This is a genomic window from Vibrio sp. YT-19(2023) (assembly GCF_033337395.1).
The window spans coordinates 1-502 of record NZ_JAWOQN010001241.1 but is presented as its reverse complement, the minus strand read 5'-3'; the positions used below and the strand labels follow the sequence as shown (position 1 = coordinate 502).

Below are 502 nucleotides of genomic sequence, written 5' to 3'. Positions count from 1 at the left end.
TTGCACTCATTATTGTTATACCCCTAGTTTCCAACCTAAAGTACGCATTACATCCGAGAATACGCCTGCTGCCGTCACTTCTGTACCGGCACCGTAACCACGCAGCACTAAAGGAATTGGCTGGTAGTAGCGACTATAAAACGCCAACGCGTTTTCACCGTCTTTAATTTTGAACATTGGATCATTTTCATCGACAGCGGCCCTGCTCACTGTGCACTTGCCATCATTAATTTCACCCACATAACGTAGCACTTTGCCTTCTTCTGCCGCTTTCGCTGATAACTCTTTGAAGTACGCGTCCGCTTCTGGCAAACGAGCCATAAATTCATCAACACTGCCTGAATCATCAAAGCCTGGTGGTAGCGCTTGGTCAACGACCACATCTTCAAGCTCTAATGACATACCTGCTTCGCGAGCTAGGATGAGCAGCTTACGCGCAACGTCCATACCAGAAAGGTCATCACGAGGATCTGGCTCAGTGAAGCCATTTTCTTTCGCAATA

Annotated in this window: 1 pseudogene; it reads right to left on the bottom strand. The window is 47.4% G+C overall.

Annotated features, from left to right (window positions below):
* Window positions 1–15: 15 nt before the first annotated feature.
* Window positions 16–502 (bottom strand): annotated as a pseudogene (gene thrA, locus R7E78_RS31045) (bifunctional aspartate kinase/homoserine dehydrogenase I); the annotation flags it as partial.